Source organism: Enterococcus sp. DIV0294, from assembly GCF_050558155.1.
In the GTDB taxonomy this organism is placed as follows: domain Bacteria; phylum Bacillota; class Bacilli; order Lactobacillales; family Enterococcaceae; genus Enterococcus; species Enterococcus faecalis.
On sequence record NZ_CP187889.1, the window covers coordinates 2,547,288 to 2,573,040 of the forward strand.

Sequence of the window (25,753 nt, forward strand, 5' to 3'; positions counted from 1 at the left end):
CTCCTCCTTCTTAACTAACGTAACGACTGACTTCTTGCACTGCCCGTTGAGGTAAAATACCTTGCACCACGTCTTCCACATCTTGCACGCATTTTTCTCCCATCGCTTGCAGGCATTCCATGGTATAAGCGGAGGTGTGCGGCGTCATTACTACATTTTCAAACGCAAGATAAGGATGATTTTTCCGACCTGGTTCCTCTTCTAAAACATCTGTCCCAAGCCCAGCAATTTTGCCCGATTCTAAGCCGGCAATCATGGCTTCTTCATCAATCAAGGCGCCTCGTGCGCTATTGGAAAGATAGACGCCGTCTTTCATCTTGGCAATTTCCGCCGAGCCAATCATGTGATAACTTTCTTCAGTTAAATTGGCACATAAACAAATGATGTCAGCTGAAGCTAGCAACGTATCTAAGTCTACTTTTTTGGCTCCATAACTTTGCAGATAAGTGGCGGATTTATAGGGATCATACGCTAACACGTCACAGCGAAATCCGTTTCGTAACGTCTCCACGACACAACTTCCTGTGTTCCCAACACCAATGACACCCACAGTTTTGTTAAATAACGTCCGACCGACAAAATTCGCTCGTTTTTCCCATTGATCTGCTTTAACGCTGGCATCTGCAGCCACGGTTTGCCGTAAAACAGCTAGTAAATTTGTGACATTGTTTTCCGCCACGGCATCTCGTTCTACTAAAGCTGGGATGATGGAAACAATTGTCTCGTGCTGTTTTGCAGCGTCTAAATCGATGTTGTTATACCCAATGCCGTGGCGAGAAATCAGCAACAATTCATCTTTATGTTCAAAAAATTCTTTCGTGAAAAATGGCGTCACGCTAGCAATAATAATCGTATATCCTTGTAAACGTTCCGCTAACTCTTTGCCACCAATTTCACTGTCGACTGTAAAATGCTTCACGGTGCCTATTTTTTCTAAGCGCGTCAAGTGTTCAGGAAAAATTTGACCAAAACTACTGGAATTCACTATGGCAATTTTTTGTTTTTTTAACATGACTAAACTCCTTTACTGACTTTTTACGACTTCATGCCCGCCAAATCCTTGTCGCAAAGAAGCGACCACTTTGTTTGAAAAATGATTTGCTAGCATACTTTCATTTCGAGTAAATAAGGACAACGCCGTAGTTGGGACGGGCATCTCCAAACGCAATGCTTCTTCAATCATCCATTTGGCTTCGCCATTTGCTGCCACTTTCCCTTCTAGATTGGCTAACGTAGGATTTTCCGCAAAAACCTCTTTCGCTAAGCCCATCAAGCGAGCTTCAATAATCGAGCCGTGATTCCACACATCGGCTACTTTCTCCAACGCAAAATCATATTCAGCAGCTTCTAATAAATTGAATCCTTCGCCCATGGCTTGCATCATGACGTACTCAATCCCGTTATGCACCATTTTCAAATAGTGACCAGCTCCTGATTTCCCAGCATAAAGATACCCTTGTTCACAAGCTAAATCTTCAAAAAATGGGGTTAACACCTTGACAGCTTCAGGCGCACCGCCAACCATTAAACACGCTCCTTCCCGCGCTCCTTTGATGCCACCAGAAGTACCACAATCAATAAAATAAATTCCTTTTTCCTTAGCAAATTGAGCATTCGCGACACTATCATGAAAATTTGAATTGCCACTATCCACAATGATATCCTCTGGTGCTAATTGCTCTACCAATTCTGCCACTAATTGATTGGTAATCTGACCAGCGGGGGTACTTAAAAAAATCACCTTCCTTTTGTTAAGCGCTTTCAATAATTCTGACAACGAATCTACAACGGAAAGACCTTGTTCTCTAGCAGTCGCTCTTGCTTCCTTTGTTACATCAAAGCCAATAATGGGCCAGCCTTGTTCGTGAACATTTAATGCCATGTTCAAACCCATTTTCCCAAGTCCAATAAAGCCAATGTCCATTTTTCTTTCACCTGCCTCTTTTGATACTTCAATCATAAAGGATAAAAAAAATAATGTAAACGATTACAATAATTAAAAAATATTTTTTATTTTTTAGCAAAAATCTTGCCTGCTCAAAAGGTAAAACGTTTTTATTTTTAAGGAGCTTTCATACAAAAAACACAAGTAAATCTCTTGGTATCACGTTCTTTTTACTGGCTACTTTCTTTAGTTGAGAGAAGTCTTTTCAAGACCCCTTCATTTTTCAGAAAAAAGATTATTTATTTTTTTTGGGCTTTTTTTAAAGAATTTCTTTTTTGTGGAGAAAAAGAGAAATTGTATTTGTCCTCTTTTTCCACTATAATCAGTCTATACCAACAATGAAAAGGCATTCATTTTATTTTTAAAAAAATAAGATTGGAGGAACGTGTTAATGAAAAACCACTATTTGGATCAACGGATTCGGATCAAAAAACCGAATTTGAGCCTCACAGAAAAGAAAATTTCCGATTACTTTGTTCATTCTGAATCATTATTGACACAAATGACGTTAGAAAGTCTTGCCAACGAAATTGGCGTCTCCCAATCTTCCGTGTATCAATTTGTAAAAAAGATTGGCTATTCTGGGTTCCAAGAATTTAAAATTGATATCGCCAGAAATTCTAATTATCAGCCGACTTTTCAAAACGTCAATAGCGTGAATGGCGCCGATGATATTTCACCAGATGATGATAGTATTACCATTGCTAAAAAAGTCTTACAAGCCAATATTTATTCCCTCAGTAACGCCACACAGTTCTTAACAAAGGAGCTATTAGATAACGTGTTGGCTTTGATGTACTCTGCCAAAACGCTTCATTTTTTTGGGCAAGGTGGCTCCTCGATTGTGGCTTTTGATAGTTTCCATAAATTCATTCGGACCAACTATCGGTGCAACTACATTTTTGATTACCACATGCAGTTAAGTTTTGTCACAAAATTAACCAGTGAAGATTGCGTGTTTATTTTTTCCCATTCAGGCAAAACCAAAGAATCAATCAACCTAGCACGACAAGTTAAAAAAACCAACGCAAAAATGATTACGTTAACTGGTAACAGCGGTTCAGAGTTGGCAGGCTTGTCCGACGAAGCAATTATTGTCGTCACCGAAGAAGGCTTGTTTCGTGCGGAATCCTTGGCTTCACGGATTAGTTACTTAACGGTAATGGATATTTTATATACAAATACGATGTATCACAATTTTGATCAAAATGCCGATTCCTTGAAAAAAATCCGTGATAACATTAGCACGACTAAGACCGATCCGCATTATTTGTCGTAAAGATCTGAATGGTGCTTATTTTTGTAATATCGGTCCTCGCAAATTGGCTTTATACCGTGACTCTACATTTTATGAAGCAAGTGAACTATCATGGAGGTATTTCAAAAGCGACCAATTTTGAGCCGACCCCCAAAAGTTAGACCTAGAAATCTAACTTTTGGAGGTTTTTTGTATGGCAAAATACAGTTTTGAATTTAAACTTAAACTTGTTCATGACTACTTATCTGGTCAAGGAGGTCTAAGGTTTCTCGCAAAGAAGTATGGGCTTAAAGATAGTTCTCAAATAAGCAAATGGATAAATGCCTATAAAGAACTTGGTGAAGAAGGCCTACTTCGCAGTCGAAAAAATAAGAATTACTCTGTTCAATTTAAGCTAGATGCGATAGAGTTATATTTAACAACAGAGTTGTCCTATCAAGAAGCAGTTAATCTTCTAAAAATGAACAATCCATCATTGATTGCGAATTGGCTTAGAACGTATCAGAAGTTTGGTATAGAGGGACTCTCTAAACAGAAAGGACGTCCACCTACCATGTCTAAAAAGAAACGAAATGAACCCCAACCACTACCAAGTGAACGATCTCAAGTAGAGAAACTAGAAAAAGAAAATAGAATGTTAAAAATTGAGAATGCCTATTTAAAAGAATTGAGGAGACTGCGTTTAGAGGACGAACAAAAAATGAACGAATCGCACGAATCATTCACAGTCTCCGAAGACACTTTCGATTAAAAGATATTTTGGAAACCCTAAGGTTTCCAAAATCTACTTACATGTACTGGCAAAAACGCCTCGACAGAACAGCTTCAACACAAATCATCGAAGAAGAAATTCAAGCGATTCGTAAAAAACATCAACATTATGGCTATAGAAGGATGACCCAAGAATTGAAACGACGTGGATTTCAAGTGAATAAAAAGAAAGTCCAGCGATTAATACAAAAGTTAAAGTTACAAGTCAAAGCTTTTACTAAGAAATCAAGAAAATATAATTCCTATAAAGGAACCGTTGGTAAAATCGCTAAAAATTTGATTCGTCGCCGATTTAAAACTTCTGTTCCTCATCAAAAAATTACAACTGATACAACTGAATTTAAGTACTTTGAAGCAGATAACGCAGGCATCTTTCGTCAGAAAAAACTATACTTAGATCCATTTATGGATATGTATAATAGTGAAATTCTAAGCTATAGCCTTTCTACTCAACCAAATGGTAAAACAGTTATGGAAGGTCTGAAAGAAGCAATTTCTCAAACAAATGATTGTCCCTATCGGCGCACCTTTCACTCTGATCAAGGCTGGGCTTATCAAATGAATGTCTATATACAAGCATTAAAGGACAACAATATCTTTCAAAGTATGTCTCGAAAAGGAACCTGTTTAGATAATTCTCCTATGGAGAATTTCTTCAGTATCCTAAAACAAGAAGTGTACTATGGAAAAATCTATCAAAGTCAAAATGAATTGAGAGAAGCAATTGAGAACTACATTTATTATTACAATCATCACCGAATCAAGGAAAAACTTAACTGGAAAAGCCCAGTAGAATTTCGACAATTCAATCAAAAAACTGCATAAAAATAGAGTGGAAAAATCCACTCTATAAAAAGTCTAACTTTTTGGGGTCACTACATTTTTTGGTCGCTTTTTATCTTGTGGGTAAAAATAAGTTAGAAAAAAGAACTTACATGACTACTTTCATAACCTTAAATTTTAAGATAAACAGTAGTTCACTATTTATGGAACAATAGATGACATGTATAATTATTCAATGTATTTAAGCCTTTGAGAGTGTTAAACAGTATCAACTCCACAAAGCTCCGTTCTCATTAATCTCTAGGTATTAAATTTACTATTGTAATTTTTCTCTTTCTTCCCAAATCTTCCTTCTTCGAATCGCTTCTTCAGAATAACTAGGTACAAATTGATTATCCTTTAGTTCATATCCTAAAGACTCCAGAAGGATCATTGCATACTCCTGAGAAATATTCAAATTGATTGCTAATTCGTTAAGTTCCCAGTTCCCTTTATTTATAATAAACTCCCTTAGTTGCCTTGAAGATCGTATTCCTTGTTTATTTACCCAATATTCAGCTATTTTTTGAATATCTTTATATTTTAATTTATACTGCAAATTCTTCAAGTTATCTTTTACATAATCAACCGCTAATGCTAAAAAAACTTGAAACATTATATTACTAAGATTGTTTATTATTACTTCAAGAAAAGAACCTGACCCTGCCGCTGCCCCCATACCTTTTGGTACATATATATATACGACAGAAATATCGTTTCTTATATGTCCTTTTTCCTTCAAATTCTTTAATTCTTTTAGCTTCCAATTATGTTTGACGTTATCAAAAATATCAAGAAATATCACTTCATTTTTTTCGTTAAAATAATAGTTAAGCATACTATCATAAAAATTTTGTCCTTTTATTGGATTAAGAGAAAGATAAACAAATTGGTTGATTATCTTTCCTTTAAAATTACTCATTTTATGTTCAGTACACCTCTTAGCTATATCTCTAGCTATATCTGTTATTGAATCATCATCATCCAGCTCCTTTGTTACTGTATAAAAATCATCCAGACTAAAATTTTTTAGATCAATATCTGGGGCATCGATATAAATAAATGTCATTTCCATGAATACAACTTCTCCTTTACCATATTTATTTACTTGATTCCTTTTTACAATTATCTTACATGTTAATTTTACTATTAAAAGTACTGTTACACAAAATTTTATATAAAAAATAATTAGAGTTATTACATAAGCATAAGCTATTGCAACACTTCTTTAAAAACATAAAAATTATTGCCTCTTCTGTAGGTCTCTTAACTAAATTTTTTTGTACGCTACTAGTTACTTTTTTCTTTATCTTTAGATTTCGCTAAATAAAAATTTTTCCGCTCTGCTTTATTTTGCAACCCATCAATTGGTTCAAAGAAAATACTAAAAAAACGCTTGGCACAAGCCAAGCGTTTTTTTGATTCTCTCTTTACATCGAACCTTTAAAAACATCTTTATTCTTAGCAAAATAATCAACACCAGAGTAAATGGTGAAAATCAAGCAGGCATATAGCATGATTTGATCTAGTGGTAGATGGAGTGCTGAAAATGGAATGTTGTTAATGAACAGTAAAATAATTGCAACCATTTGGGTAGCTGTTTTTACTTTTCCCGGCCAAGCTGCTGCCATTACTTCGCCATGTTCGACTAATAACAACCGTAAACCAGTTACTGCCAATTCACGACAAACAATAATTGCTACAATCCAAGCGGGTACTTTGCCTTGACCAACTAAGACGATAAAAGCGGTCATCACTAGCATTTTGTCCGCTAATGGGTCCGCAAATTTTCCGAAGTTCGTCACCAAGCCTTGTGCACGGGCAATTTTGCCATCCAACCAGTCTGTAAAACTAGCAACTGCAAAAATAATCGCGCCCACTAATTGGGTAACGGCTAACGTTGTGTCGCCAAAACTAATCGTTCCCCAGTCCATCGGCACCGACACAATAATAATAAAAATCGGAATCATAAATATTCTTAAAACTGTTAATTTATTTGGTAAATTCACTTCAATTGCCCCTTCCTTCTCCTGTTCTATTTTACGTTATCTTACTGGCAGTGTCACGAAAAAAAGAAAAGAATCTGGAATAATTGCCGTTTGACAGTTTATCCAGATTCTTCTTACACCATTTCTAACGATACGTAATCCCTAATGTAACATCCTTACGAATTAAAACTGGCGTTTTTTCCAGTGCTAAATCGGCGCCATCGACTTGAATGGCGACGTTATTTGAGGCGCCTAGAATCAGTGTTGCATTGGCGGCATTCGCAGGTAAAGCTGTTGTTTCTGTTTCTCCTGCTTGCAGGGTGTGTTGGTACGTATAGTTGCCATCGACCATCACGCCAATCCAGCAAGAGCCTTCAGTCCCTTTAAAGGTAATGTTGATTGGACTATTCGCATCTTTAACCGTTGCAGTCACTTGATTGTTGGCATCACTCACCACAGCCACAGCTGTTTTCTTCTCTGGTTCGCTTGAAGAAGACGGCGGTGTACTACTTTGTGTGCTACTTTCTGGGGCTTGACTTGATTCTTTGGGTTTTTCCACACTGGCACTAGTTGCCGGTGTTTGAATAATCGGTTCGGCTTTTTGATCTTGCCACATAATATACAGCACTACGACCGCAATGGCTAAACCAATTAACGAAAAGGCAATGGCTGGTAAGTTCCGCAGTAACCAACTGGATTGCTTTTCTTCGTCATGCAATTGCTTACGTGACCCTTCAAGCTCTTCATACACTGGCTTGGGTTCTTCGACAATTGCTGGTTCTTTGCCATCATAGATATCTACCAATTGATTGCCATCTAAGCCGACCGCACTTGCATATTGGCGGATAAACGCCCGCACATAAAAGGTGCCTGGTAAGGACTCAAAATCGTTTTGTTCAATAATTTCTAAATATCTTTTTTGAATTTTTGTCATTTGTTGCAGTTCATCAATTGAGATGTTCTTCTGCAATCTTGCTTCTTTTAGTGTTTCTCCAATATTTACGCTGGCCACTCGTCCATCTTCTCCAGTCTATTTTGTTAATTTATCGATTGTCTCATCAGTCTTTTTCAATTGCCAAGGAAAACATTCCCGTCCTTTAAGAATACCACAAAAGAAGCCAACTGAGGATAACAAAATTGAAAGATTTCAAAGATTTTTCTTTTTCTTAAACAGTTGGTTTATTGCTCGGTTTCTCCTTTAGGATACATGTAGAAACGGCTCAATCCTTCTTCACGAATAAAGGTCTCTGCTACTTGGTGGATGTCGGCTAATTGAATGCTTTCAATGACTTCAATCTTATCAAACAGCGTGGTTTCCCCAAACAATGATTGTGAAAATTGGTTGGCGATATACTCTAAAGAGTTTAAGGATTGGAAGTATTTACCAATCATTTTTTTCTTCAATAAGGACAAATTTTCTTCCGTTAATTCTGGACTTGTTGTGGCAGATAATAAAATAGCTTCAATTCGTTCCGCTAAGACTTCTGGTTGCTCACTATCGCCGCCAATATCCGCAAAATGGAAACTGCGATCTAAATTAAAGTCATAACTAAAACTATCATCTAACAAACCTTCATCATAAAGAGCCAAATAGTTTTGAGAGGTATTACCAAACAATAATTGTAACAACAAGTTCACGGTGACTTGATATTTCATTAAGTCACGACCTGTTGTTGGCACTTCATCTAAGCCTTTCAAGCCAACAAGCACTTTTGCCCGTGTGACTGCCATTTCAATGGCGCTCTCTTTGACAATGTCAGCAGCTGTTTCTTCAGGAAAATGCCGACGAATAGGTTGGGCGGCAGGAAACTCTTTCGCCGCTTGGTTTTCACGAATGAACGCCATTAACGCTTCAGGGTCCATTTTCCCTACCACGAATAAGGTCATATTACTTGGATGATAAAACGTATTGTAGCATGTATACAAATCTTCTGCGGTAATCTCCGCAATACTTGCCACTGTGCCGGCAATATCAATATGCAATGGATGCTTCGGATAAAGGTTGCCTAAAACCCCAAAGAACAAGCGCCAGTTAGGATCATCTAAATACATTTGAATTTCTTGTCCGATGATGCCTTTTTCTTTTTCGACCGTTTCCTTCGTGAAATACGGCGATTGCACAAAATCAAGCAACGTTTCTAGATTTTGTGTCACTTGATCCGTCGTTGAAAACAAATAACTCGTTTTCGTAAAACTGGTAAAGGCATTCGCTGAAGCCCCTTGTTGCCCAAATTTTTGGAAGACATCGCCATCTTCTTTTTCAAACATTTTATGTTCTAAAAAGTGGGCGATTCCGTCAGGCACTTCAATCATTTCCTCTTGACCAATTGGCACGAACGTATTGTCAATTGAACCATAATCAGTCGTAAACAAGCCATACGTTTTTTGGAAATCATTTTTCGGCAATAGGTAAACCTTTAACCCATTCGCCAGTGTTTCTGTATACAATGTTTCTTTAATTTGTGCATAGTCTTTTTTAATCATTTTCCGTTTCTCCTTCCAAAAAGAAGATCGCTTGAAGTTCCAAACGTTTGGCTACTTCTTGGATTTCTGGAATAGTCACGGCATTGATCCGCGCAATCCATTCCTCCGCCGTCAGCATCGTCTGCGGCATTAATTCGTTCAAGTATTCTTTTTCCAGCCACGCGCCTGCATTATCTAACGCTAAGATATACTGATTTTTTAACATTGCTTTCGTTTGTTCAATTTCTAATTCGCTAATCTTACCTAAGCGAATATTTTCCAATTCTGTCGAAATCAAACGCAAGACCTGATTCCGATTTTTGCCATCGATCCCTGTTTGAACCGTCATGAAGCCACGGAAAGTGTCGATACTACTAGAAGCATAATACGCTAAATGCTCTTTCTCACGGACATTCATAAATAATTTAGAATGCGGGAAACCGCCAAAAATTCCATTAAACACTTGCAACGCAAAATAATAGCTATCGCCATAATAAATATCCGTGTTGTAAGCCAAGTTTAATTTCGATTGGGCTAGCACCTCACGCTCGGTCCGCTCTTCAATCACGTTGCGAATTGGTTGATTGTAGAAAATCGCGGCTTTGCCTTCTTCACGAGGCGTAAACGGTAATTGCTTGAATAACGGCACTAGCTCCGCCTCATTGACATCGCCTAAAACAAAAATATCCACTTGATCTTCCGCCAGCATTTTTTGATAATATGCCGCTAATGACGCCGCTGTTTCCTCAGCTAACGCCGCAACGGTCCCGAAACTAGGGATTTTTTGATCCTCCGATTGATTGAAATAGACACTTTGAAGCGCCAAAGAAGCATAGGTTTGCTTGTCCTCCACAATACTTTCCAAGTACGCTTTCAAGTTCTCTTTCTCCCGTTGGAAGGTTTCCGCCTCGAATTGGCCCGCTTGAATATTGGGGGCAAAAATAATTTCCTTCAAAAAGTCCACCGCTTCGGCGAGAACCTGACTATCCTGTAAATAATGATCATTGACAATATTCATAGAAATATTAAACCAATGTTGATTGCCTTTTTTGGAAACGCCAATCCCGAAGCTGGCGCCGTAAAGTTCCGCCAAACGCTCACTTAACTTGACTTGATTCGGGTAATTCAAGCTGTTGGTTTCCATCAAACTGGACAACAGCGTTCTTTTTGTAATAGTTTCATGATTTAATCGTGTATTAAAGCGGACTAAAAGACGCACCGTTTTATATTTTTCTGTAGGAATGACGTGTAAATTCACGCCTTTAACTAATTGAACAGACATTGCCGCATCGCTCCTTCATTTGCTTCATCTTACCTAAAGAATGCTGTGAAATATATGTATCGCGTAAATTCTAAAGCATTTTTTAATGTTTTTTCCAATAGCTCTATTATAACACAGCTTCAGGTGCTTTCTGAATGATAAGAGTTTTTCAGTTCAAATTTTCAAGAAGATTCGGTATACTGTTTTTAAAGTGAGGAGGGAAAAAAGAATGATTAAAGAATTTAAAGAGTTTATCATGCGCGGGAGTGTCTTAGACCTAGCCGTTGGTGTTGTCATTGGTAGTGCGTTTACAGCGATTGTGACACAAGTGGTGGAAGGCTTGATTACCCCGTTAATTAGTCTGATTTTTGTCTTGACGACTGGGAAAAAGAGCGCCGACGATGCATTGGGTGCCCTTGTCTATAAAGTCGAAGGCGTTGAATTCAATATTGGTAGCGTGATTAGTGCACTTATTACATTTTTAATTACGGCCTTCGTCCTCTTCTTGATTGTCAAAGCGGCCAACAAAATGAAAAACCGTGGCAAAAAAGAAGAAGCGGCAGAAGAAGAAGTGGTACCAACGAGCGAAGATTACTTAAAAGAAATTCGCGACTTATTAGCGGCGCAAACACCGCCTGCTGAAACTGTCAAAACAGACAGCACTTTCACAGAGAAATAAGCAAAAAGTCATCCTAAGGGGATGACTTTTTTGTTTGGACTTACACAGACGGTCCTGCGACGAGGTTCCACGTGATACTGTCTGTGTAGGCCCCTGCTTTAATATTGTTGGCTGGTGTTGTGATGTTTAAGGCTGTATTAAACAGTGAAAATTGCCATAATCCTTGGCCTTGACCAGCTGCTGCGTTAGCCATTAATTGGGCTTCCCCGCCTAAATCAAGGGTCCAATTTTGCGGAGCAGCCAGTTGTGGTCTGACTTCTGGTGTAGAGACGGCTGTCGTCAGAGCTACATAGCTATTGCTTGTTGCCTCGTATTCTAAATCAAGTTGAGTAATCAGCGCCACTTTAATGTTGCCTTGTAAGCTTTCAGTGCCTAATTTTAGGCCATTAGATTGGGCCGTTAAATGCCAGCCTTCTTTGCTCCCACGTACGTCACCAACACCAATCATTTCTGTATGGCCGTTGATGGCCTCTGGGTCCCTTTGGTTAAGAATTGGTTTCGTTAAATCATCTGAAATTGATAATTTCCCAAAATTAAATTCGCGAGGAATAAACAGTAAATCAAAGTTACTGTTTGAGCCACTCGGGTCTGGATCAACGGTATTGGCATCGCCGTTGCCGTCTGGCAACGTGCCGCCTTCAAATTCTGCTGTGACTGGCGTGTCCCCAGTGGTCACAGCCTGTGCTGAAAGAGGTGCTAAACTTGCGCCAACCACTGCGCTACCAACTAATAAACTTGTCATCATTTTCTTTTTCATTTGTGTTCTTCTCCTTTACGATTGAATGATTATTAGAGGGCAGAACAGCAGAAGTTATCCGCTGATGGTCCGTCCTCTGTTTTTTGTTGCTTGTGCTTAGATTGATGGTCCTGCGACAAGGTTCCAAGTGATGTTACCTGTGTAGGCGCCTTGTTTCAATTCTTGAATTGGTGTAGTGACATTCAATGTCATTTTTTCAAAACGTACTGCCCAAGTCCCTTGACCTTTACCAATAGTTGCATTACTTAATGTAGTGGCGCCACCGCCAATTTTCATGCTGGTTCCAGTAGCACTAGGGGCTGTTGGATCATCAGCAATATTCATGCCATTTAAAATAGAAGTTGCTCCATAATAAGGTTCTGGAGTAACACCAACAAGATATTCTGCATAGTAAACTTTCAATCCAAAATTAATATCACCCGCTAGTTCATCTGTTCCATTACTCATTTTCGTTAGTTCACCAGTTACATGCCATCCTTCTTTAGTACCACGCACATCTCCTACCATAAGGTCTCTGGGTGTCGTTGAACTTGCTTTGATAGCAGATAAATTATCATTAATTTTTACGAGAGGAAAGCTAACACTTTTTGGAATAGCTAATAAATCAAAATCTGTATTTGGTTTCGTTGGATCTGGGTCGACATTTCCGCCAGTATTATCCTCATGGTCTGGCAACACCCCTCCACCAAACTCTACCTGCACTGGTGTATTCCCTGTCGTAGTCGCCTGTGCCGAAAGAGGTGCTAAACTTGCGCCAACGACTGCGCTACCAACTAATAAACTTGCCATCATTTTCTTTTTCATCATAATATGTACGTCTCCTTTTACTGTATGAATTTCCAGAGCGCGTGGTTCCCTTTTTCTGCGCTTCCGAAGCTATAGCCTTATTATACAAGAATCTGCCCTCTTCGTAATTTTAAATATTTAACAGCCATTCGTAAAAACTGATGATTCCTTTAAAACCAAGCGTTTCTATTGATTTCAAGCTTTAATTTCAGCACTTTTTGATATTTACAAATGTTATTTAATGATTTTTTCGTCAAATTCGTTTAAAAAACAAGGAGAAAACGTCAAAAAGTAAGAGTTAGACCTCTACTTTTTGACGTTTTCTCTTAAAATCTTATACATTTACCGGCGGTTCTTGCAAAAAAACCGTCAATTTTCATTTAATGACAGCCGTTTTTATATTTGTTCGTCACTAAGACTTACAATTTACGGCGACGGGCGAATTCCACAAACTTAAATTTGTTTAAACGGTGACGAGATTCCGTATAGCCAAAACAGCGGGTATCTTCCAAGTTCATGATACTGCGGACCACGACGACATGATTGCCTTCGACTTCACCAATCAGCTGCTTGTCCATCTCTGTGAGCGGTTCCACGGTAATTTCTTTCTGGGCATAACTAATCGCCAAGCCAAGGTCGTTTTCCAGATAATCGAAAATCGAATCTTCGGCACGGTGCTTCGGCAGTTCTGGGACAATCTCTTTAATCAAGTAATCAATATCTAAAATATCGACTTCCCCTTCAATCTCCCGTTGCCGAACTAAGCGCCACACAGGGGCCCCTTCCGTCCAACCAGTCAACTGAGCCAAGTTGCGCTCCACAGGAATTTCTTCTAAGGAAACCACATGAGTATGACTTTCAATATGCTGCGTTTGTTGTAACTCCTTGTAACTGGTCACCCCTGAAATAGGAAAATTAAACTTTTTAAAGTTGAGCACAATCGAGCCTTTGCCTTGTTTTTTCTGAATGTAGCCAGCGTTAATTAGTAAATTCAAGGCTTTCCGAATTGTTTCACGGGAAACATTGTAAGTTTCCACTAATTGATTTTCACTAGGTAATAAATCGCCTGGCTGATAGTCGCCTTGGACAATTTGTTGTTCTAATTCTAAAAATATGTCATGAAACTTGTTCATGCCGATCCTCCTCTACCAACAATTTCTTTTCTAAAAGCATAGCATATTCCCTCCGAAAAACCTAGAGCTGGTCAGAAAAATCCCCCGCACTTTCTGCCTTGCTTACGCCACAAACTCCCCCAGCCAAACCACTGCTTGACCGCCTTTTTTTCGGACCCAGCGCAGTCGGTTGCTGCCCCCTTCTGGAAAAGTTTTCCCAAGAATCTGGGGAAAATCCTTGTAATTCTGATTCGTTCATACTATACTGTAGTCAAACACAACATGTCTATACAAGTTTACAAGGAGGCGCCAAACATGACCATTTTAGAATTAACATTCGCAACGAACCAACTAACGACGACTTTTTTTAACCATAAATTGGAACCGCTTCACCAAAAAACGTTCCCTTTTGAAGCCTTGACTATCGAAGAAACGGTTCCTGAACTGTGCCAATTGATTTTGGCAGAGGCTGCGCCGATTCTGGGGGGGATTGTGGCTGATTTCCCAGTGGACTTCTTTTCGCCAGAGGAAACGTTGGCGCTGGTTCCGCAAGCGGTGATTCAAGCATTCGCGGAACAGTTGAACACGCCACTTTTAACGGCAGCCGAACAAGCGGCGGCACCGAATCTGCTGGCAGCATTTGAAGAAAAACGGCAGTATCTGGCTTGGCATTTGGACTATTATGGCTACGTGCCTGGGAAAAATGAATATGCGGTGGAGTCCCTGTTAACTGTCGGCAATGGCTTTTTAGGCTTGCGCGGCACGACACCTGAGATGACGATTTCTGATGATCATTATCCAGCAACCTATATTGCGGGGCTTTATAATACAGCGGCTTCGGAAGTTGCGGGTCAAGTAGTGGAAAATGAAGATTTCGTCAATGCTCCTGACAACCAACACATCGCTTTAAAAATTGGCGATGCCACTGACTGGTTAACGATTTCTCCAGACACGCTACAACAATTACATCGTCAATTGAACTTGAAAACGGGGTTGTTTGTCGCAGAAATGATTTTGAAAGATGCGGACAATCAGCAAATTAAATTAACGACGAAAAAAATCGCCAATATGGCACAGCCGAATGACTATCATCTGCAATATACGTTTGAGCCGTTAAACTTTTCAGCCCCGATTACTTTGAAAACCGTCACGGATGGCAGTGTCTACAACTATAACGTGGCGCGGTATCGCAACTTAACAGCGAAACATTTTCAGGTGACAGCATTAAGCGCGCAGGAAAACAAAACCGTGATTGAGGTTTGTACCAATCAATCTAACTTAAGCGTCCGAGAAACGGCTTTGATAACCGGTGATTTTTTTGAAAAAGAAGCCATTATGATTCAAGAAGAAGCGGAAAAAATCGCCCAAGTGGTGACCGTGATGGCGTACCAAGGAACGCGCTATACACTAGAAAAACAAGTCTTTGTGCAAGCCAGCCACGCCGAACAAAGTTGGCAGGTACCGTTTACGCCGAAGGACTCTTTTGCGGCCGCCGCTCAGGAAAGCGCCCGCGCTTGGCAAACTCTTTGGCAACAAGCCAACATTACTGTGACAGGCGATTTGATGTCTCAAAAACTTTTACGGATTCACAGTTATCACTTGCTGGCTTCGGCTTCGCCTTTTAGTAACCAAGCGCAAGCATTGGACGTCTCGATTACCGCCCGAGGCTTGCATGGTGAAGCGTATCGTGGACATATTTTCTGGGATGAAATTTTTATTTTACCTTTTTATATTCAACATTATCCTGACACAGCGAAACAATTGTTGCTGTATCGCTACCACCGATTAGAGAAGGCGAAGGAAAATGCGGCGGCCAGCCAGTATCGTGGCGCAATGTATCCGTGGCAATCAGGGCGTGATGGGCGTGAAACCACGCAAAAACTTCACTTAAATCCGTTGAATGGACATTGGGGCGAGGATCATAGTATTTTGCAACGGCATGTTTCCTTAGCGATTGCTTACAATGCTTGGTTGTATTGGCATAGTACACAGGATCATGAATTTATGAAACAATATGGCGGCGAAATGTTGTTAGAAATCGCTCAATTTTGGAACAGCGCTGCGACGTTAGATGACGCAACAGGACGGTTCTTTATTGATAAAGTGATGGGACCTGATGAGTTTCACGAGGGCTATCCAGACCAAGCGGAAAGCGGCTTGAAAAACAACGCCTATACGAATTTGATGGTGGTTTGGCTATTCGAAGAATTAACCAACATTTTGGCACTTTTCTCTGAGGAAGAACAGGCACAACTTTTTGCCAAAACTCAGACCTCTTCGGCTGATCTAGCCCGCATGCAGCAAATTCAAAATTCACTGGAAATTGAAGTTAATTCTGACGGTATTATTGCGCAATATGAAGGGTATTTCGGCTTAAAAGAGATTGACTGGGCGGCGATGAAAGAGAAATACGGCAATATTTACCGCATGGATCGAATTTTAAAAGCCGAAGGAGAATCTCCCGATGATTACAAAGTGGCGAAACAAGCCGACACGTTAATGTTGTTCTACAACTTAGACAAAACTCGGGTGGATCAAATTTTAGAAGATTTAGGGTATCAATTGCCTGCGGATTATTTGGAAAAAAATCTTTTGTATTATCTAAAACGGACGTCTCATGGTTCGACTTTGTCACGAATTGTTCATGCCCAATTGGCAGAAATGGCGCAATTCCATGAGCTATCTTGGCAACTTTATCAAGAAGCGTTGTATTCCGATTATCGTGACATTCAAGGTGGCACGACCGCTGAAGGGATTCATACAGGGGTCATGGCTGCGACGATTCACGTTACTTTAGCGACGTATGCAGGCGTTGACACGCGCCAGAACGAGTTATCAATTTGTCCAAACTTACCTGAACATTGGCAAGCGCTGGCGTTCCAGTTTATTCATCAAGGCGTGACGTATCAATTTTCATTAACACAAACCAGTGTCACGATTACAGCAGATAAAGACACACAATTATTGGTTCAGGGCGCGTTGATTCCGTTAACCGCCGAACGACCAAAAGAAGTACATTATCAATAAAGGAGCGAACCACAATGACGATTGGATTTATTTTTGATTTGGATGGTGTCATTACTGACACCGCCAAATTTCATTATCAAGCTTGGAAAGCATTGGCCGATTCGCTAGGCATTTCCATTGACGAAACCTTCAACGAAACATTAAAAGGCATTAGTCGGATGGACTCCTTGGACCGCATTTTAGCCCATGGCCACCGCGAAAATGCGTTTACTCCAGCAGAAAAAGAAGCCTTAGCTCAGCAAAAAAATGACCACTACGTTCAATTATTAGAACATTTAACAACAGAAGATGTTTTACCTGGTGTCGTGCCATTGCTACAGCAAGCCCAAGCACGTCACATTCCCTGCGCCGTGGCTTCGGCTTCAAAAAACGCGCCCCTGATTTTGGAAAAATTAGGCGTGCGCGCGTACTTCGCCACAATTGTCGATCCCGACTCGTTAAGCAAAGGCAAACCTGATCCTGAAATCTTTTTAGCCGCCGCTGACAGTATTGGCGTGCTACCGCAAAACGCCATTGGCTTTGAAGATGCACAATCAGGCATTGACGGCTTGAAAGCCGCGGGCATCTATGCCGTCGGCTTGTCGGCCAGCCAACCCTTACTCGGAGCCGACATGCAAGTCTCTGAAATGACTGAACTAAGCGTTGATGCACTGCTCAATCGCTAAAGAAGGACAAGAACCTTTAGCAGCAGGCACCTCTTTTCATCTACATTGTATCTATGCTAGAATGTAGATGAAAAGAGAGAGATGCGTCAACATACCTCTCTAGTGTAGAGCCGTTTGAGACGGTGACCAATTGTATTATTTAAAAATAACCGTACTCGGTCAAAGTTGACGGTTATTTTTTATTGTCATTTTTAACAGCTTTTATAATTTCACGGATTAACGCTAAATTTATTCGTGCTTTTCGGGAAAATGTGCTATAATGAAAATGAAAAGAGAGATATGCGTCAACATACCTCTCTGATGTAGAGCCGTTTAAGACGGTGACCGATTTTGTTACAAAAAATAACCGTACTCGATCAAAGTAAACGGTTATTTTTTATTGTCATTTTTAAGCAATTTCACAATCAGCGCAATCAAAGCAATGGTAAACATACCAAACCCTAGGATCGTCTGAATTGTTTCATATGCTGACAACAGGCCTCTCCTTTCTGTAAATTTTGGAAGTACGCTCATACGCACCACCTCACTGAAAGGGGAAAGTCTCTGCTCCTACGCTTCTCACTTTGTTGCGATGCTCGTCGCAAAGCGCATGTTCCTTTGCGCTTGCCTCCGCCTTAACTTCTCTACACTTATCGTATATCATGAATGCCTAATAAATATTCAGGTTACAATATTTTTTTAGATAAAATGATTTAGAGAAAAAACCGCCCACATCAGAAAAATGATGTGGGCGGTTTTTTGTAATTATTTATTTTTTGTTTCAAATAACGGACTAACTGGTTTGTTTTCGTGGATACGTTTAATCGCATCTCCGATTAATTCACCAACGCTGACTTCGTCAATTTTAGCAATTTTACGATCATCAGATAGGTAAATAGAGTCTGTTACAACTAAGCGTTCAATTGCTGAATCTTCAATACGTTGTAAGGCTGGTCCTGATAAAACGGGATGTGTACAAGAAGCGTAAACGTCTTTTGCTCCGGCTTCTTTCAATGCGTTTGCAGCAAGAGAAATTGTCCCCGCTGTGTCAATCATGTCATCAATTAAGACACATGTTTTGCCTTCCACATGACCAATGATATTCATTACTTCTGCTACGTTCGCTTTTGGACGACGTTTGTCAATGATCGCAATTGGTGCTTTTAAGAATTCTGCCAATTTACGCGCACGCGTTACACCACCATGGTCAGGGGAAACAACAACGACGTCATCGCCTTGAATGCCGTGTTCGATGAAGTAATCGGCAATTAATGGTGCACCCATCAAATGATCCACTGGAATATCAAAGAATCCTTGAATTTGGACCGCATGTAAGTCCAATGTCAACATTCTTGTTGCACCAGCTTTTTCAATCATGTTTGCAACAAGTTTAGCAGTGATTGGTTCCCGGGCACGTGCTTTACGGTCTTGACGTGCATACCCATAATAAGGCATAACCACGTTAATTGTTTTAGCACTCGCACGTTTTAACGCATCAATCATGATTAATAGTTCCATTAAGTTATCGTTAACAGGGCTACTTGTTGATTGAATGACGTAAACATGTGCACCACGAATACTTTCTTCAATATTCACTTGAATTTCACCATCACTAAATTGTGTTACAGAGCACTTTCCTAGCTCCACACCCACAGCATCCGCAATTTTTTCTGCTAAGGGACGATTAGAGTTCAAAGAAAAGATTTTCAATCTTGGATCAAAATAATGTTTCGACATTAGAACCTCCACTTTCTATTTCAGCCAATTCGTTAAAACTGAACAATACTTTCCTTCTAAAATAATAGTAGTCCTAGCCAAATAAATCAAGAGATTTTCTGTATTTCATACAAGATATTCATCAAAAGTCGCTTTCTTCTAACTATTTTATCGTATTTGTCTAAAAAATGAGGATTATTTGAATAAAGAAAGGTACTCGCCATAGCCTTCTTTTTCTAAATCTGCCACTGGCACAAATCTCAAAGCTGCCGCATTAATGCAATAACGTAAGCCGCCTTCTTGGAGTGGGCCATCAGTGAAAACATGCCCTAAATGTGAATCCGCTTCTTGACTGCGAACTTCTACTCGGTGCATGCCGTGACTAAAATCAGCTTTTTCTTTGACGCCACGTTTTTCAATTGGTTTGGTAAAGGATGGCCAGCCGCAACCAGCATCGTATTTGTCTAGGGAGCTAAACAACGGTTCGCCACTAACAATGTCTACATAGATTCCGTCTTGGTAAAAGTCATCATATTCTCCTGAAAAAGGGCGTTCTGTTGCGTTTTCTTGTGTGACGGCATATTGAAGATCCGTCAAGGTTTGTTTTAATTCTTCTTCTGTTGGTTTTGTCATTCTGTCCACTCCTTTTCTTCTGTTCAATTTATTGGGTTCAATGATACCACGTTTGCCAAACAGGCACCTAATAGTTTGCATAGTAAAAGACAGTCCTTTCTCTTTTTGACGAATGAAAAGGACTGTCTTTTATTAGTTGAATTCTTTTAGTAGTCGGGCTACTTTGGCAATTGGTAAGCCCATAATGGCGTAATAATCGCCGGCGATTGCTTCAATTAGTAATGCCCCTTGTCCTTGGATACCATAAGCGCCTGCTTTGTCGGCATATTCTGCGGTATCTAAGTAAGCATGGATTTCCGTGTCTGTCAGTGGATAAAACGTCACGGTTGAATGAACTGTCGCGGAGCGCTCTTTTTCCCCTTGTTTCAACGTCACACTTGTATACACGTCATGTGTTTTGCCACTTAACAGGCGCAACATGCGATAACCGTCTTCCCGAGAAGTCGGTTTGCCGAGAATTTCTCCCGCCAATGCCACAATTGTATCGCAGCCAATGACTAGTGCTTCGGGGGATTGTTCTGCTATAGCCGCTGCTTTTTGGGCAGCCATTTGCGCCACATATTCTGCTGGTAAGCCGTCTTTACCAACAGTTTCATCGATATCGGCTGGTGCAATCGTAAAAGTTGGGACCACACGCTTTAATAACTCCTGACGGCGAGGAGATTGGGATGCTAAAATAATTTGCATAAATTGATGACGCCTCGTTTCTTTTTAATGGGGGTCTTGAATGCGTTTAAACATTCGTTCCATATCTGAATTCGTAAAATGAATCAGCACCGGACGTCCATGCGGACAATTAAACGGATTTTTGCACAAGGCTAAATCTTTTAATAGCACGCGTGCTTGTTGCTCGTTGAGGTAATGATTGGCTTTGATGGATCGCTTACAGCTCATCATAATGGCAGTTGCTTCACGGAATTTTTTCACGCTGACCGAGCCAGTTGTTAGCAACATGTCAATCATCTCGCGAACAATGCTTTCCTCTTCGCCTGCAGGATACCAAGTTGGGTGCGCCCGCACAATGAAACTATTTTGTCCAAAGTCTTCCAAATGGATGCCGACTTCCGCAAGGGTTTCTTTCTGCTCTTTAATTTTCAAGGCATCGCTATTTGGATAATCAATAACGATTGGTACCAATAGTTCTTGTAAATCATCACTGACTTCGCCAATTTTTTCACGGAAGTACTCGTATTTAATTCGTTCTTGGGCAGCGTGTTGATCGATAATAAACAGGCCATCTTTGCTTTGTGCGAATAAATAAGTTCCGTGCATTTGACCGAAGTATTCTAGCTCAGGAAAACGTTCTGTCGGTCGTTCTTCTTCCAACTTGTTCAGGGCTTGTTTCAGTTCTCTTTGACTCGCAGCTCTATTGGCATCGAATTCTGGGTGAAGTTTCATTTCTTCTTGGAAAACCTCGTCAGCAGCCTCTGATGAAGGCAGAGAAGGTTCTGAATCAGATACTTCAGTTATTTTCGTTTCTTCGGCTATTATCTGTTGCTCATTACTAGCTGTTTCCCAATGATTTGCGGAATCAGCAGCTGCCGAAGAGGTTTCGTAAGCTGACGTTTCTTCCGCTACACTCGTTGATTCTGGCACTGGCGGCGCAAATGGGTCGTCCATTGGGTCCACTGCTCTTTCTGTCTGGTTGACAGCTTCAGGGGCGCTTGAGACTGGTGTTTCGTCTGTCGCATGTTCCGCATAGAAGCGACCCGTTGCGGGATTATAGCTTAAGCTGCCCGGTCGTTGTTTTACCGCAGGTTGTTCAGTCGATAAAGGAATTTCCATTTGTTCGGCTTTAGGTTCTGGCGGTAGTTTCTTTTTAAAACGCAAATTGTCTGCCGCATTGGGAATCAACTGTTCTTGGCTCAACACTTCTTGAATCGCCTGTTCAATTAATGCCATTAAATCTTTTTCTTTACTTAAACGAACTTCTTGCTTAGTAGGATGGACATTGACATCGACTAACAGCGGATCCATTTCAATTTCTAACACAGCAATTGGAAAACGCCCCACCATTAGTTTCGAACCATAGCCGGCTACAATTGCTTTATTTAACGCGAAATTTTTAATATAACGACCATTGATAATCGTTGATAAATAGTTGCGGCTGGCCCGTGTGACTTCTGGCAATGAAACATACCCTGTCAAAGTAAAATCAAGGTCTTTTCCTTCAATTTTCAACATTTTCTTTGCGGTACTAATGCCATAAATCCCGGCAATCGTTTGTTTTAAATCACCATTGCCTGTTGTACTCATCATTTTGTGGCCGTCATGAACTAAGCGAAAAGCGACTTTAGGGTGGCTTAACGCCAGACGATTGACAATGTCACCAATATTGGCCAATTCCGTTTGGATCGTTTTGACGTATTTCAAACGAGCGGGCGTATTATAAAATAAATTAGAAACGGTCATTTTTGTGCCTTTACGGAGGGCTGCTGGTCGGTTTTCTTCGACCTTGCCCCCTTTTAGAATCACATAGCTGCCTTCTTCTTCCTCAGCTGTGGCAGTTTCGACAATCATTTCAGAAACTGAGGCAATACTTGGTAAGGCTTCGCCTCGGAACCCCAAGCTGCGAATTCGGAACAAATCATCTCTTGTATGAATTTTGCTTGTGGCATGGCGTTTGAAGGCATTCAGTACATCTTCTTTGGCAATTCCTTCACCATTATCAATAATTTGAATGGTTTTCAAGCCAGCTTCTTCAATAAAAATATCAATTTGGGTGCTTCCTGCATCCAGTGCATTTTCCACCAATTCTTTGACGACAGAAGCGGGACGTTCAACAACTTCACCAGCAGCAATCTGGTTGGCTAGTTGTTCGGATAGTTCTTGAATTTTCCCCATTTCACGACCTCCTAACCGGTTCGGTTCCTAATTAGATACGTTTTTGCAATTGATGAAGCATGTTTAACGCATCTAGTGGTGTCATTTCTAATAGATTCATTTTCTTCAATGTGTCAATGACACTTAATTCTTCTGTTGAAACTTCTTTAAATAATGAAAGTTGCTCGGTTTCTTCATGGACTTCTGAAACTTCTTCATGATGAACTGAACTTGGAATCGTTGTTTCTTCCGCTTCTAAAGCGGATAAAATGGTGGCTGCTCGTTCTAAAAGCGGGCTTGGTAAACCAGCGATTTTAGCAACATGTATCCCATAGCTCTTATCAGCAGGTCCTTCCATCATTTTATGAAGAAAGACCACTTCGCCATCTTTTTCGACAGCGCCCACGTGAATATTCTTCAAGCCTTTTAAAGTTTCATCTAGAACAGTTAGTTCATGATAATGTGTAGAGAATAGCGTTTTGGCTTGTACTTCACGATGGATATATTCAATGATCGCTTGCGCTAGCGCCATTCCATCATAGGTTGCCGTGCCGCGCCCTAATTCATCAAATAAAATTAGGCTGTTAGGCGTGGCGTGCCGCAGTGCTTGGTTGGCTTCCATCATTTCTACCATAAAGGTACTTTGCCCTGCAATTAGATCATCAGAGGCCCCAATCCGTGTAAAAATTTGATCGAAAATTGGCATTTCAGCACTTTCCGCTGGTACAAAACAGCCAATTTGCGCCATGACCACCGTCAAAGCCAATTGACGCATGTAGGTACTTTTCCCTGACATGTTTGGTCCAGTAATCAAGAGAATATCTGTTTCTGGGTTCATGCGGATACTGTTTGGAATGTATTCTTGGTGCCCTAAAACTTTTTCCACGACTGGGTGTCGTCCTTCGACAATCGCCAAATTTTTCGTGTTACTTCTTAACGTTGGTCGAACGTATTGATACCGTTCACTAATTGTTGCAAAAGATTGTAAAACATCAACCGCACTAATGGTTTTAGCCAGTGTTTGCAACCGATCAATGTTCGTTTTCACTTGTTCTCTCACGGCCAAGAACAATTGATATTCTAGTTCAACTGATTTTTCTTCGGCTTCTAAGATTAAACGTTCTAGTTCTTTTAGTTCTGACGTAATAAAGCGCTCCGCATTAGCTAATGTTTGCTTCCGCTCGTATTTTCCTTCTTCTAAATTCGCTAAATTTGACTTAGTGATTTCAATGAAATAACCAAAGACCCGATTGTAGCCAATCTTCAAGTTTTTAATCCCTGTTTCTTGGCGTTCTTTCGCTTCTAACTCCGCTAACCATTGCTTACCATTGCGCATGGCATCACGGTATTCATCTAATTGGTCGTTATAGCCGTCCTTAATAACATTTCCTTCAGTAATTTGTAAAGGGGCTTCTTCATTAATCGCCGTCGCAATCAATGCCACTAAATCTTCAACAGGGTTTAAGTCGACTAACAAATCATCCCATTCCCCTTGATTGATCCCGACAATTAACTGTCGAATCGTTGGTACTTGTTCTAAAGAGGTCCGTAATTGAATTAAATCACGCCCATTCACACTGCCGAATGCCACGCGTCCTGCTAACCGCTCTAAATCATAAACGTTCGTCAATGCTGCTTGCAAATCTAAGCGTTCAAAATAGGCATTTAATAAGGATTGCACCATTTCTTGACGCGCCTTAATTTGACGTTCCTGAATCAGCGGACGATCCAACCATTGTTTTAATAAACGGCCGCCCATAGCTGTTTTCGTTTCATCTAATAGCCACAATAGAGTCCCTTTTTTCTGTCCTGTTCGAATCGACTGACTCAATTCTAAATTGAATTTAGAATAATGATCCATTTTCAAGAAATGATCTGGCTGATATTCCACAGCTTTCTGAATATGGGACAAGCTCCGCTTTTGGGTAACGGATAAATAAGATAATAACTTGCCTGTAATTTCAATTTCTAATGGATTAATCAGTTCATTGGTTAAAAAACTAAACTCGGCATTTTCTTCCACCGTTTCTTGTGTCGAAAAGATGATATTTAAACGTAAACTTAAGTTCTCTTTTAACGATTCAGGGATCCCTGAACCTAGGACCATTTCTTTTGTTTGCAACGCAGAAGCTTCGTTCAAAACGCCCTCTTCATCAGCCAAGACTGCTGTTTTTAATTCGCCTGTACTCAAGTCTACATAGGCAAAACCGAACTGATTACCATCTGTTAGCACAGCGGTTAAGTAATTATTGTCTTTGGCTTCCAAGCCTTTACTATTCATCACCGTTCCTGGCGTTACCAACTGGACCACTTCTCGTTTGACCATGCCCTTGGTAGTCTTTGGATCTTCCACTTGCTCACAAATCGCTACTTTATAGCCTTGCTCAATCAACGTATCAATGTAGCCTTGCGCGGCATGATAAGGAACGCCACACATAGGGATCGGATCATCCGCATTGCGGTTACGACTGGTTAACGTCAATTCTAAGATTTGCGCTGCATTGATAGCATCTTCATAAAATAACTCATAAAAATCACCTAAGCGATAAAATAAAAACGCATCCTTGTATTGGGCCTTAATGGATAAATATTGTTCCATCATGGGTGTATTTTTTGTCTTTTGTGGCATTTAATTCCCTTCCTTCTCTAGCTCTTCGTTCACGCGGTATTGAATGAGCGCCGTGACATGTTGGACTAAGTCATTGGCTTCGATCAGTTGTTCGCGGTAGGCTACAACGAGTGGGTGCTCATCAAACTCTTTTGTTTTCGCATCAGCTCGTTGAATGGCTTCTTTTTCAGCAGTTGGTTTGCCATAGTGAGCAAATTGAACCGCATCTTTTTGCGCAGCTTTAATTTCTTCCACTAATTCTGTCAGCTTTTTGTTTTTCTTTACCTTTTCTTCAATCGCTTGGTAGCGCTGAATGACTTCATCTTGTCCAATTAAATGTAACAATTTTTCTAATTCTTTATTACTTTGTGCATCTAAATTCAACGGCTCCATTTTTTTCACCTTCATCTTTCACCGGCACTTTTTCTATAAGAGCAGAAAAAGTTAACCTCTTAATGAT

The 25,753-nt window shown here is 40.2% G+C and carries 21 protein-coding genes and 1 pseudogene; 5 read left to right on the top strand and 17 right to left on the bottom strand.

What is annotated here, in order from left to right:
- Positions 1-10 precede the first annotated feature (10 nt).
- Positions 11-1,012 (bottom strand): D-isomer specific 2-hydroxyacid dehydrogenase family protein, encoded by a 1,002-nt coding sequence (locus IGJ20_RS12370; RefSeq protein ID WP_002360996.1) that lies wholly within the window; start codon positions 1,010-1,012, stop codon positions 11-13.
- A 12-nt stretch (positions 1,013-1,024) separates the two neighbouring features.
- Positions 1,025-1,960, bottom strand: coding sequence for a phosphogluconate dehydrogenase (NAD(+)-dependent, decarboxylating) (gnd, locus tag IGJ20_RS12375; RefSeq protein WP_002370112.1), 936 nt, complete (start codon positions 1,958-1,960; stop codon positions 1,025-1,027).
- Positions 1,961-2,336: 376 nt separating this feature from the next.
- Here gnd and IGJ20_RS12380 point away from each other — a divergent pair, with 376 nt between their 5' ends.
- Both IGJ20_RS12380 and IGJ20_RS12385 read left to right on the top strand, forming a co-directional pair.
- Positions 2,337-3,224, top strand: a complete 888-nt coding sequence (locus tag IGJ20_RS12380) for a MurR/RpiR family transcriptional regulator (protein ID WP_002383224.1) — start codon at positions 2,337-2,339, stop codon at positions 3,222-3,224.
- Between the two features lie 172 nt (positions 3,225-3,396).
- Positions 3,397-4,799: pseudogene (locus IGJ20_RS12385) on the top strand (IS3 family transposase).
- A gap of 274 nt (positions 4,800-5,073) precedes the next feature.
- Here IGJ20_RS12385 and IGJ20_RS12390 read toward each other — a convergent pair.
- From IGJ20_RS12390 to yfmF, 5 genes are all read right to left on the bottom strand, one after another.
- Complete coding sequence (locus IGJ20_RS12390; protein WP_071646827.1) at positions 5,074-5,871, bottom strand: hypothetical protein; 798 nt, start codon at positions 5,869-5,871, stop codon at positions 5,074-5,076.
- Between the two features lie 355 nt (positions 5,872-6,226).
- The gene (pgsA, locus tag IGJ20_RS12395; RefSeq protein ID WP_002365382.1) at positions 6,227-6,805 is read right to left on the bottom strand and encodes a CDP-diacylglycerol--glycerol-3-phosphate 3-phosphatidyltransferase; all 579 of its coding nucleotides are present in this window, start codon (positions 6,803-6,805) and stop codon (positions 6,227-6,229) included.
- Positions 6,806-6,929: 124 nt separating this feature from the next.
- Positions 6,930-7,796, bottom strand: a complete 867-nt coding sequence (locus IGJ20_RS12400; RefSeq protein WP_126254800.1) for a RodZ domain-containing protein — start codon at positions 7,794-7,796, stop codon at positions 6,930-6,932.
- Between the two features lie 167 nt (positions 7,797-7,963).
- Positions 7,964-9,268, bottom strand: a complete 1,305-nt coding sequence (yfmH, locus tag IGJ20_RS12405; RefSeq protein WP_126254801.1) for an EF-P 5-aminopentanol modification-associated protein YfmH — start codon at positions 9,266-9,268, stop codon at positions 7,964-7,966.
- A complete protein-coding gene (yfmF, locus tag IGJ20_RS12410; RefSeq protein WP_002398177.1) occupies positions 9,261-10,529 on the bottom strand; it encodes an EF-P 5-aminopentanol modification-associated protein YfmF in 1,269 nt (422 codons plus the stop codon). Before yfmF ends, yfmH begins: the two co-directional genes overlap by 8 nt.
- Positions 10,530-10,737: 208 nt before the next feature.
- Here yfmF and mscL point away from each other — a divergent pair, with 208 nt between their 5' ends.
- Positions 10,738-11,187: a large conductance mechanosensitive channel protein MscL gene (gene mscL / locus IGJ20_RS12415; protein WP_002354883.1), complete on the top strand. Its 450-nt coding sequence runs from the start codon at positions 10,738-10,740 to the stop codon at positions 11,185-11,187.
- A gap of 40 nt (positions 11,188-11,227) precedes the next feature.
- Here the strand turns inward: mscL and IGJ20_RS12420 are convergent, their stop codons facing one another.
- The 3 genes from IGJ20_RS12420 to treR all read right to left on the bottom strand — a co-directional run bounded on the left by IGJ20_RS12420 (position 11,228) and on the right by treR (position 13,863).
- Entirely contained in the window at positions 11,228-11,944 is a 717-nt protein-coding gene (locus tag IGJ20_RS12420) for a WxL domain-containing protein (protein WP_126254802.1), read from the bottom strand.
- Between the two features lie 96 nt (positions 11,945-12,040).
- Positions 12,041-12,748, bottom strand: coding sequence for a WxL domain-containing protein (locus IGJ20_RS12425; protein ID WP_126254846.1), 708 nt, complete (start codon positions 12,746-12,748; stop codon positions 12,041-12,043).
- A 401-nt stretch (positions 12,749-13,149) separates the two neighbouring features.
- Positions 13,150-13,863: a trehalose operon repressor gene (treR, locus tag IGJ20_RS12430; protein ID WP_002354877.1), complete on the bottom strand. Its 714-nt coding sequence runs from the start codon at positions 13,861-13,863 to the stop codon at positions 13,150-13,152.
- Positions 13,864-14,124: 261 nt separating this feature from the next.
- On the opposite strand from treR, the gene IGJ20_RS12435 reads away from it, so the two are divergent.
- Both IGJ20_RS12435 and pgmB read left to right on the top strand, forming a co-directional pair.
- Complete coding sequence (locus IGJ20_RS12435; protein WP_126254803.1) at positions 14,125-16,869, top strand: glycoside hydrolase family 65 protein; 2,745 nt, start codon at positions 14,125-14,127, stop codon at positions 16,867-16,869.
- A 14-nt stretch (positions 16,870-16,883) separates the two neighbouring features.
- The gene (gene pgmB / locus IGJ20_RS12440) at positions 16,884-17,534 is read left to right on the top strand and encodes a beta-phosphoglucomutase (RefSeq protein WP_010824266.1); all 651 of its coding nucleotides are present in this window, start codon (positions 16,884-16,886) and stop codon (positions 17,532-17,534) included.
- Between the two features lie 369 nt (positions 17,535-17,903).
- On the opposite strand, the gene pepG1 is transcribed toward pgmB, so the two are convergent.
- From pepG1 to IGJ20_RS12475, 7 genes are all read right to left on the bottom strand, one after another.
- Positions 17,904-18,047 carry a type I toxin-antitoxin system toxin PepG1 gene (gene pepG1 / locus IGJ20_RS12445; RefSeq protein WP_002392696.1) on the bottom strand — a complete coding sequence of 48 codons (144 nt, stop codon included), beginning with the start codon at positions 18,045-18,047 and terminating at the stop codon, positions 17,904-17,906.
- Positions 18,048-18,278: 231 nt separating this feature from the next.
- Complete coding sequence (locus IGJ20_RS12450) at positions 18,279-19,250, bottom strand: ribose-phosphate diphosphokinase (protein ID WP_002381060.1); 972 nt, start codon at positions 19,248-19,250, stop codon at positions 18,279-18,281.
- A 174-nt stretch (positions 19,251-19,424) separates the two neighbouring features.
- Complete coding sequence (msrB, locus tag IGJ20_RS12455; RefSeq protein WP_002354871.1) at positions 19,425-19,862, bottom strand: peptide-methionine (R)-S-oxide reductase MsrB; 438 nt, start codon at positions 19,860-19,862, stop codon at positions 19,425-19,427.
- 132 nt (positions 19,863-19,994) lie between these two features.
- Entirely contained in the window at positions 19,995-20,549 is a 555-nt protein-coding gene (locus IGJ20_RS12460) for a Maf family protein (protein WP_002354869.1), read from the bottom strand.
- Positions 20,550-20,573: 24 nt separating this feature from the next.
- Complete coding sequence (mutL, locus tag IGJ20_RS12465; RefSeq protein ID WP_126254804.1) at positions 20,574-22,706, bottom strand: DNA mismatch repair endonuclease MutL; 2,133 nt, start codon at positions 22,704-22,706, stop codon at positions 20,574-20,576.
- A 31-nt stretch (positions 22,707-22,737) separates the two neighbouring features.
- Positions 22,738-25,314, bottom strand: coding sequence for a DNA mismatch repair protein MutS (mutS, locus tag IGJ20_RS12470; RefSeq protein ID WP_126254805.1), 2,577 nt, complete (start codon positions 25,312-25,314; stop codon positions 22,738-22,740).
- A complete protein-coding gene (locus IGJ20_RS12475) occupies positions 25,315-25,701 on the bottom strand; it encodes a RicAFT regulatory complex protein RicA family protein (protein WP_002359008.1) in 387 nt (128 codons plus the stop codon).
- Positions 25,702-25,753 lie beyond the last annotated feature (52 nt).

Excerpts from the sequence above, each read along its gene's own strand:
- IGJ20_RS12370 (WP_002360996.1), bottom strand. The coding sequence starts at position 1,012 with ATGTTAAAAAAACAAAAAATTGCCATAGTGAATTCCAGTAGTTTTGGT.
- gnd (WP_002370112.1), bottom strand. The coding sequence starts at position 1,960 with ATGATTGAAGTATCAAAAGAGGCAGGTGAAAGAAAAATGGACATTGGC.
- IGJ20_RS12380 (WP_002383224.1), top strand. The coding sequence starts at position 2,337 with ATGAAAAACCACTATTTGGATCAACGGATTCGGATCAAAAAACCGAAT.
- IGJ20_RS12390 (WP_071646827.1), bottom strand. The coding sequence starts at position 5,871 with ATGGAAATGACATTTATTTATATCGATGCCCCAGATATTGATCTAAAA.
- yfmH (WP_126254801.1), bottom strand. The coding sequence starts at position 9,268 with ATGATTAAAAAAGACTATGCACAAATTAAAGAAACATTGTATACAGAA.
- yfmF (WP_002398177.1), bottom strand. The coding sequence starts at position 10,529 with ATGTCTGTTCAATTAGTTAAAGGCGTGAATTTACACGTCATTCCTACA.
- mscL (WP_002354883.1), top strand. The coding sequence starts at position 10,738 with ATGATTAAAGAATTTAAAGAGTTTATCATGCGCGGGAGTGTCTTAGAC.
- IGJ20_RS12420 (WP_126254802.1), bottom strand. The coding sequence starts at position 11,944 with ATGAAAAAGAAAATGATGACAAGTTTATTAGTTGGTAGCGCAGTGGTT.
- IGJ20_RS12425 (WP_126254846.1), bottom strand. The coding sequence starts at position 12,748 with ATGAAAAAGAAAATGATGGCAAGTTTATTAGTTGGTAGCGCAGTCGTT.
- treR (WP_002354877.1), bottom strand. The coding sequence starts at position 13,863 with ATGAACAAGTTTCATGACATATTTTTAGAATTAGAACAACAAATTGTC.
- IGJ20_RS12435 (WP_126254803.1), top strand. The coding sequence starts at position 14,125 with ATGTCTATACAAGTTTACAAGGAGGCGCCAAACATGACCATTTTAGAA.
- pgmB (WP_010824266.1), top strand. The coding sequence starts at position 16,884 with ATGACGATTGGATTTATTTTTGATTTGGATGGTGTCATTACTGACACC.
- pepG1 (WP_002392696.1), bottom strand. The coding sequence starts at position 18,047 with ATGAGCGTACTTCCAAAATTTACAGAAAGGAGAGGCCTGTTGTCAGCA.
- IGJ20_RS12450 (WP_002381060.1), bottom strand. The coding sequence starts at position 19,250 with ATGTCGAAACATTATTTTGATCCAAGATTGAAAATCTTTTCTTTGAAC.
- msrB (WP_002354871.1), bottom strand. The coding sequence starts at position 19,862 with ATGACAAAACCAACAGAAGAAGAATTAAAACAAACCTTGACGGATCTT.
- IGJ20_RS12460 (WP_002354869.1), bottom strand. The coding sequence starts at position 20,549 with ATGCAAATTATTTTAGCATCCCAATCTCCTCGCCGTCAGGAGTTATTA.
- mutL (WP_126254804.1), bottom strand. The coding sequence starts at position 22,706 with ATGGGGAAAATTCAAGAACTATCCGAACAACTAGCCAACCAGATTGCT.
- mutS (WP_126254805.1), bottom strand. The coding sequence starts at position 25,314 with ATGCCACAAAAGACAAAAAATACACCCATGATGGAACAATATTTATCC.
- IGJ20_RS12475 (WP_002359008.1), bottom strand. The coding sequence starts at position 25,701 with ATGAAGGTGAAAAAAATGGAGCCGTTGAATTTAGATGCACAAAGTAAT.